Source organism: Pseudorhodoplanes sp., from assembly GCF_046289595.1.
Lineage (GTDB): Bacteria > Pseudomonadota > Alphaproteobacteria > Rhizobiales > Xanthobacteraceae > Pseudorhodoplanes.
Genome location: NZ_JBKBVB010000163.1, coordinates 1 through 7,988 on the forward strand (window position 1 = coordinate 1; position 7,988 = coordinate 7,988).

Below are 7,988 nucleotides of genomic sequence, written 5' to 3' on the forward strand. Positions count from 1 at the left end.
CGGAGTGAAAGACCAGAAGGAAATCCAGCATCAAGACACAGAGATCAGTTGCCCCTCTACACTGACAAAAGGCGCGGGAACTGAATCTGATCTCGATCAATCCGCCCCGGGCGCATCGCCGCAGCCGGTTTCAGTTCAACATATCCATTTATTAACATATGTAAAATGTGAATAAGAACATATTGCGAACAAAGAACAGATGGAGTACACTTGTTTCAAGTTGATGAGCCCGCCACCGGAAATCTCGGGACGGCATTTGTGAACGCGGCCTCGCGCATTCACGTCGCCCGAATCGTCAGTCATAAGGAGCTGCGAATGGCCCAGTCCGCCCTGCGTTTGGTTGAAGGTTCCTCCATGGACAAGTCGAAAGCCCTCGACGCCGCGCTGTCGCAAATTGAGCGCGCCTTCGGCAAGGGCTCGATCATGCGGCTCGGCAAGACCAAGACCGAGCTGGAAATCGAGACTGTCTCGACCGGTTCGCTGGGGCTCGATATCGCGCTCGGCGTCGGCGGTTTGCCGCGCGGCCGGATTGTGGAGATTTACGGGCCGGAATCCTCCGGCAAGACCACACTGGCCCTGCACACCATAGCCGAAGCGCAGAAGAAGGGCGGCATTTGCGCCTTCGTCGACGCCGAACATGCGCTCGACCCGGTCTATGCGCGCAAGCTCGGCGTCAATGTCGATGATCTTCTGATCTCGCAGCCTGATGCCGGCGAGCAGGCGCTGGAAATCACCGATACTCTGGTGCGCTCCGGCGCGGTGGATGTGGTGGTGGTGGACTCGGTCGCCGCGCTGGTGCCGAAAGCCGAACTCGACGGCGAGATGGGCGATTCGCTGCCAGGCCTGCAGGCGCGGTTGATGAGCCAGGCGCTACGCAAGCTTACCGCCTCGATCAACAAGTCCAAAACCATGGTGATCTTCATCAACCAGATCCGCATGAAGATCGGGGTGATGTATGGCTCGCCCGAGACCACGACCGGCGGCAATGCGCTGAAATTCTATGCGTCGGTCCGGCTCGATATTCGCCGCATCGGCGCGATCAAGGATCGCGACGAGGTGGTCGGCAACCAGACCCGCGTGAAGGTGGTGAAGAACAAGCTGGCGCCGCCGTTCAAGCAGGTCGAGTTCGACATCATGTATGGCGAGGGCGTTTCCAAAACCGGCGAGTTGATCGATCTCGGGGTCAAGGCCGGTGTGATCGAGAAATCGGGGGCCTGGTTCTCCTATGACAGTCAGCGCATCGGGCAGGGCCGCGAAAATGCCAAGACCTTCCTGCGCAATAACCCGGATATTGCCGCGACGATCGAGACCGCTGTCCGGCAGAATTCCGGGTTGATCGCCGACAAGATTCTCGCCGGCGAGGAGGAAGACGACGGCGACGACGCCGAGGAGTGAGAGTTGGGGGCGTCGCTGCAACTCCCTCGCTCCCTCCCTCCTGCGCGGGCGAAGAATGGGCGGGGGCTGATGCCCGCATGAAGGCCGCATAAAAACCGAAGCCGTATGAAAAGCGGCGCGTGAGCCCGGTCTGGCTGCCTCGATCTCGTTCCCGCGCGCGGAGCGCGGACACCGGCCGGGCTCAAGACGCAGAATGGCCTTGAGCCCGCCTCGCTGCGTCCGCCGCGCGGGGTGGGGTGAGAGGGCGCTGGCCTTGGCGGCCCCGATCGCACGCGCCTGTCTGAGCGGGTTGGCGCCAAAGGTTCGGCCCGGACGCGCGGGCCCTCGGATTGCAAGGCGCCGGGCCGCAGGGGGCCCGCACCGGCGCTCGGAACGTCGCACAAGCGCCAGAAAACCCACCGTTTTCTGGACTTGGGCGGACCGCGTCGCTACATATCGCCCCGACAGATCAATCCGAGCCGGGCCTTTCATCCCGGGGCAGAGGGGCCGCGGGCGGGCAGCCGCTTGCGGCGGCAAGATTTTCATGAGCGGCGTCAACGATATCCGGGCAGGCTTCCTCGATTATTTCGTGCGCAATGGCCACGAGGCAGTGGCCTCCTCGCCGCTGGTCCCGCGCAACGACCCGACCTTGATGTTCACCAATGCCGGGATGGTGCAGTTCAAGAATGTCTTCACCGGACTCGAAAAGCGGCCCTATAGCCGCGCCGTCACAGCGCAGAAATGCGTGCGCGCCGGCGGCAAGCATAACGACCTCGACAATGTCGGCTATACCGCGCGCCATCACACCTTTTTCGAGATGCTCGGCAATTTCTCCTTCGGCGACTATTTCAAGGAGCGTGCGATCGAATTGGCCTGGAACCTGGTCACCAGGGAATTCGGGCTGCCCAAGGACAAGCTGACCGCCACCGTCTATATCGACGACGACGTCGCTTTCGATCTGTGGAAGAAGATCGCAGGCCTGCCCGAAAGCCGCATCATCCGCATTGCCGGCTCCGACAATTTCTGGGCGATGGGCGATACCGGGCCGTGCGGCCCGTGTTCGGAAATCTTCTACGACCACGGCGACAAAATTCCCGGCGGACCTCCGGGCTCCCCGGACGCCGACGGCGACCGCTTCATCGAGATATGGAATCTCGTTTTCATGCAATACGAGGCGCTGCCGGACGGCAGCCGCGTCGATCTGCCCAAGGCTTCGGTCGACACCGGCATGGGACTGGAGCGCATCGCCGCGGTCCTGCAGGGGACCCACGACAATTACAACATCGATCTGTTCCGCGCGATCATCCAGGCCATCGCGGAACTGACCAAGGTCTCGCCGGACGGACCGCAAAAAGCCTCGCACCGGGTCATCGCCGACCATCTGCGTGCCTCGTCCTTCCTGATCGCCGATGGCGTTTTGCCCTCGAACGAGGGCCGGGGCTATGTGCTGCGCCGGATCATGCGCCGCGCGATGCGTCATGCCGAACTGCTCGGCGCGCGCGACCCCTTGATGTGGAAGCTCGTTCCGGTGCTGGTGCGCGAGATGGGCCAGGCCTATCCGGAGCTGCGCCGCGCCGAGGCGCTGATTTCCGAGACCCTGAAGCTTGAGGAGACCCGCTTCCGCAAAACGCTGGAGCGCGGCCTTGCCATCCTCGAAGACGAAGCCAAGGCGCTGAAACAGGGCGATGCGCTCAAAGGCGACACCGCCTTCACGCTCTACGACACTTACGGTTTCCCGCTCGATCTGACCCAGGATGCGCTGCGCCCGCGCGGCATATCCGTCGATGTCGCGGGGTTCAATGCCGCGATGGACAAGCAGCGCGAAAAGGCGCGCGAATCCTGGAAGGGCTCGGGCGATGCCGCGGCCGAGACGGTGTTCTTTGGTTTGCGCGAAAAGCTCGGCGCGACCGAGTTCCTGGGCTACGAAACCGAAAGCGCCGAGGGCGTCGTCACCGCGCTTCTGCGCGACGGCAAGGAAACGGCCGAACTGAAAAAAGGCGAGACTGGCGCCGTCATCGTGAACCAGACCCCGTTTTACGGCGAGTCCGGCGGTCAGGTCGGCGATACCGGGATAATGATGGCGGACGGCGTGCGTTTCCGCGTCACCGATACCCAGAAGAAGGCGGGCGACCTGTTCGTCCATCTCGGTACGGTCGAGGAGGGGACCCTAAAGGCCGGGCTTGCGCTGCAGCTCGACGTCGATCATGCGCGCCGCGGCGCAATTCGCGCCAACCATTCCGCGACCCATCTGCTGCACGAGGCCTTGCGCCAAATCTTGGGCGATCACGTCGCGCAGAAAGGTTCGCTGGTCGCGCCCGACCGGCTCCGTTTCGACTTCTCCCATCCCAAGCCGATGACGGCCGAGGAGATCGAGAAGGTCGAGGACATGGCCAACGATTTCGTCACTCAGAATTCCGAGGTCACCACCCGGCTGATGGCGATTGACGATGCACGGGCCTCGGGTGCGCGCGCCTTGTTCGGCGAGAAATATGGCGACGAGGTGCGTGTCGTGGCGATGGGCCACACGCCGTCCGGAGCCGGCGGCAATACGCTCGGCTGGTCGGTCGAACTTTGCGGCGGCACCCATGTCAAACGCACCGGCGATATCGGTCTGATTTCGGTGGTGTCGGATTCCGGCGTTGCCGCCGGCGTGCGCCGTCTTGAGGCGCTGACCGGACGGGCCGCACGCAAGGCCGCGAATGCGACGGTACAGGCGGCACAGCAGGTCGCGGCCGACCTCCTGCGCGTCACCGTGGCCGACATGCCGGCCCGCATCACCCAGCTCCTCGACGACCGCAAGAAACTCGAGCGCGAGCTCGCGGAAGCGCGCAAGAAGCTCGCCATGGGCGGCGGCGGCCGCGCCGGAACCGACGACAGCATCAGGACCGTCGGCGACATCAAGCTGCTGGCGCGCGCGGTCAGCGGTATCGACATCAAGGATTTGAAAGGCCTCGCCGACGAGGGCAAGAAGCAGCTCGGCTCGGGCGTCGTCGCGCTGGTCGCCACCAGCGATGACGGCAAGGGCAGCATCGTGGTCGGCGTCACGCCCGATCTGGTGTCGCGCTTCTCCGCGGTCGATCTGGTGCGCAAGGCCTCCGAAGTGCTGGGCGGCAAGGGCGGCGGCGGCAAGCCGGACATGGCGCAGGCCGGCGGCCCGGACGGCTCCAAGGCAGATGCGGCGCTGAAGGCCATTGAAGCTGCGCTGAGAGCCTGAAACAAAGCCTGCCTATCGATTCAGCGGAGCGGCGGCGGTCGGGTCGCCGGAACGGATGACCGAGGGCGACGGTTCCGTCTTTTACGAACTTGCACTCGTGCTGGCGCTCGCCGCCGGGGTGGGCGTTATCGGGCTGCTTCTGCGCCAGCCGCTGATCGTCGCCTATATCGCCACCGGTCTCATTGTCGGCGCCGGCGCCCTGCATGTCGTCAGCTCCGCCCCGCATATCGACGTTCTGGCCGAAATCGGCATCAGCGTTCTCTTGTTTCTGGTCGGGCTGAAGCTTGATCTGAAGATCATCCGCGCCTTGGGCGCGGTGGCGCTCGCGACCGGACTTGGCCAGGTGCTGTTCACCTCGGTCGTCGGCTTCTTCCTCTGCCTTGCGCTCGGCTTCGGCACGGTGACGAGCCTCTATATCGCTGTGGCGCTGACCTTTTCGTCGACCATCATCATCGTCAAGCTTCTGTCCGACAAGCGCGAGCTGGATTCGCTGCATGGCCGCATCGCGCTCGGCTTCCTGATCGTGCAGGACATTGCGGTGGTGGTGGCGATGGTGGTGCTGTCGGCCTATGGGGTCGGCACCAGCAAGAGCCCGTCCGGGCTCGGCGTTTTCGGCGTGCTTGGCAGCGGCATCGCGGTGCTGGCTTTTGTGGCTCTTTTCATCCGCTTTGCGGCCGAGCCGCTGCTCAAGCTGATTGCGCGTACGCCCGAGCTTCTGGTCAGCTTCGCGCTGGCCTGGGCGGTGCTGTTCGCCGCGGCCGGCGACTGGCTCGGCTTCGGCAAGGAACTGGGCGGGCTGCTCGCGGGCGTGTCGCTCGCCTCCACCAGCGTGCGCGAGGCGGTGGCGACACGGCTTTCCAGTCTGCGCGATTTCCTGCTCTTGTTTTTCTTTGTCGGGCTCGGCGCGCGGCTCGATCTCAGCGATCTGGGCGCGCAAATCGGAGCCGCGACCATCCTTTCGGCCTTCGTCCTCATTGGTAACCCGCTGATCGTGATGGCGATCATGGGCGCTATGGGATACCGCAAGCGCACCGGTTTTCTCGCCGGTTTGACCGTGGCTCAGATCAGCGAATTCTCGCTGATCTTCATGGCAATGGGCCTGTCGCTTGGTCATGTCGACAGGGAATCGCTTGGGCTCGTAACCCTGATCGGCCTCGTGACCATCACGCTGTCGACCTACATGATCCTCTATTCCCACGCGCTCTACCGGTTCTGCGAAGGCTATCTCGGATGGTTCGAGCGGGCGGTGCCGCAGCGCGAACACGCATTCGAGAGCAGCGTCGAAAACGAACGGCAGCGCTACGACATGGTCCTGTTCGGGCTGGGCCGCTATGGCCGGGCCATCGCTCGCGCCCTGCAGGGACGCGGTGTCTCTATTCTCGGCATCGATTTCGACCCCGAGGCGGTCGAGCATTGGCGAAAGCTCGGCTTGCCGGCGCTCTATGGCGATGCCGAGGATCCGGAATTTCCATCGACTCTGCCGCTGAGCGACGTGAAATGGGTGGTCAATGCCATCCATCCAATCGCGCAAGGCGTCACCCATGACGACCCCAGGCTCGCGCTGACCGTTAGCTTGCGCCACGCGGGCTACCGGGGTCGGATCGCGGTTCGCGTCAATAGCACAGAGGAGGGGGATATTTTCATCAAGGGAGGCGCCGACCTCGTCCTCTCGCCCTTCATCGATGCGGCAGAGCGGGCGGTCGAGTTGCTGGAAATCCCCGAGTCTGCAAAGGATTGCAGCGTCAAACCATGACGCCCCGGCGGGCCGAGGCGAATCGGATTAGACACTGCCTGTGCTCCTCCCTGCCGGTCCCAAGGTAAATCTGACGTGCTCCACGCCGAAGGTCTGAAAAGCATCCTGATCTTCCTGATAGCGGCCGGCATCATCGTCCCGCTGCTGCACCGGCTCCGGGTCGGCACCGTCCTGGGCTTCCTGCTGGTGGGAATGGCGCTCGGCCCCTTTGGCCTCGGCCTGCTGGCGCAGAACATCCCATGGCTCACCTATCTGACGCTCGACGATCCAAAACGCGCCGAGCCATTGGCCGAACTCGGAATCGTCTTCCTGCTGTTTTTGTTGGGCATGGAATTATCCATGCGGCGGCTGTGGCAATTGCGCCGCTACGTGCTCGGCGTCGGCACCGTGCAGGTGCTGGCCTCGATTTTCGCCATCGGTGCCATCATCCGCTATAGCGGATTTCCGCCGCCGACCGGCGTCATCATCGGCATGTGCTTTGCGCTGTCGTCGACCGCGATCGTGATGCAGCTTCTGGTCGATCAGCACCGTTCCGCGGCACCGGTCGGTCGCGTTGCGCTGTCCGTCCTGCTGTTCCAGGATTTGTGCGTGGTGCCGATCCTGTTCAGCGTCGGCATTCTCGAGGCGCGCAGCGCGGGACACCGCGAAGTCCTCGATTACGTTATGCCGTTCGTTCAGGCTTTCGCAGCCGTGTTCGTGATCATGGTGGTGGGCCGCTATGTCGTCACGCCGCTGATGCGATCGGCGGCGCGCACCGGCAGCCGCGAACTGATCATGGCGATCTCGCTCGTGATCGTGGTCGGCATTTCCTCAGCCACGGGCGCGTCCGGACTGTCGGTGGCGCTCGGCGCCTTTCTGGCCGGACTGTTGCTGAGCGACAGCGAATACCGCCACCAGATCGAGGTCGATCTCGACCCGTTCAAGGGGTTGCTGCTCGGAATCTTCTTCGTCACCGTCGGCATGGTGATCGATCTCGAACTTGTTTGGCAGCATATCGGGACGGTCCTGCTCGCGCTAATCCTGCTCATCACGGTCAAGGCGGCCATTCTTTATATCGCCGCCCGCCTGTTCGGTGTGTCGCGTCCGCTTGCCGCCGAAGTTGCATTGCTGCTGGCGCAGGGCGGTGAATTCGCCTTCATTGTGATTGGGCTGGCGCGCGCCAAAAATCTACTGTCGGTCGAGGTGGCAACGATTGCGGTCGCGGTTGCTGGCCTGTCGATGATGATCACGCCGCTCCTCGCCGCGGTTGCGCGACGGCTGGCCGAACGGCTCGATCCGCTCGATCATGCCCATCACGAACCGGACGACGAGCCCGGCGTGCTGCGCGATCATGTCGTGATCGGCGGTTTCGGCCGGGTCGGGCAGACGGTGGCGCGCCTCCTCGACAACGAGAATATCCCGTGGATCGCGCTCGACACCAATGGCGCGGTGGTCGCCGAACAGCGCGAAGCGGGGCGTCCGGTGTATTTCGGCGATGCCAGCCGCCACGAATTGCTGGAGCGCGCCGGGGCCAAACGGGCACGCGCTTTTGTGGCGACGCTGGCCGATCCCGGGCTCGCCGAGCGCATGGTGACGGAGGTCAGAAAGATCAGGCCGAAAGCCACGGTGGTCGCGCGCGCGCGCGACGCCGAACATGCAGCGCGGCTG

The 7,988-nt window shown here is 63.8% G+C and carries 4 protein-coding genes; all 4 read left to right on the forward strand.

Annotated elements, in window-relative coordinates; genetic code table 11:
• Positions 1–315: 315 nt before the first annotated feature.
• Positions 316–1,395, forward strand: a complete 1,080-nt coding sequence (gene recA / locus ACK41X_RS21720) for a recombinase RecA (RefSeq protein WP_409727824.1) — start codon at positions 316–318, stop codon at positions 1,393–1,395.
• Between the two features lie 523 nt (positions 1,396–1,918).
• Positions 1,919–4,588, forward strand: coding sequence for an alanine--tRNA ligase (gene alaS / locus ACK41X_RS21725; protein ID WP_409727827.1), 2,670 nt, complete (start codon positions 1,919–1,921; stop codon positions 4,586–4,588).
• A gap of 55 nt (positions 4,589–4,643) precedes the next feature.
• Positions 4,644–6,341, forward strand: coding sequence for a cation:proton antiporter (locus tag ACK41X_RS21730; protein WP_409727830.1), 1,698 nt, complete (start codon positions 4,644–4,646; stop codon positions 6,339–6,341).
• Positions 6,342–6,416: 75 nt separating this feature from the next.
• Positions 6,417–7,988 (forward strand): cation:proton antiporter (locus ACK41X_RS21735; protein ID WP_409727833.1); only part of this gene is annotated, 1,572 nt, incomplete at its 3' end.

Bases quoted from the DNA above. Each gene is read 5' to 3' on its own strand.
- recA (WP_409727824.1), top strand. From the start codon at position 316: ATGGCCCAGTCCGCCCTGCGTTTGGTTGAAGGTTCCTCCATGGACAAG.
- alaS (WP_409727827.1), top strand. From the start codon at position 1,919: ATGAGCGGCGTCAACGATATCCGGGCAGGCTTCCTCGATTATTTCGTG.
- ACK41X_RS21730 (WP_409727830.1), top strand. From the start codon at position 4,644: ATGACCGAGGGCGACGGTTCCGTCTTTTACGAACTTGCACTCGTGCTG.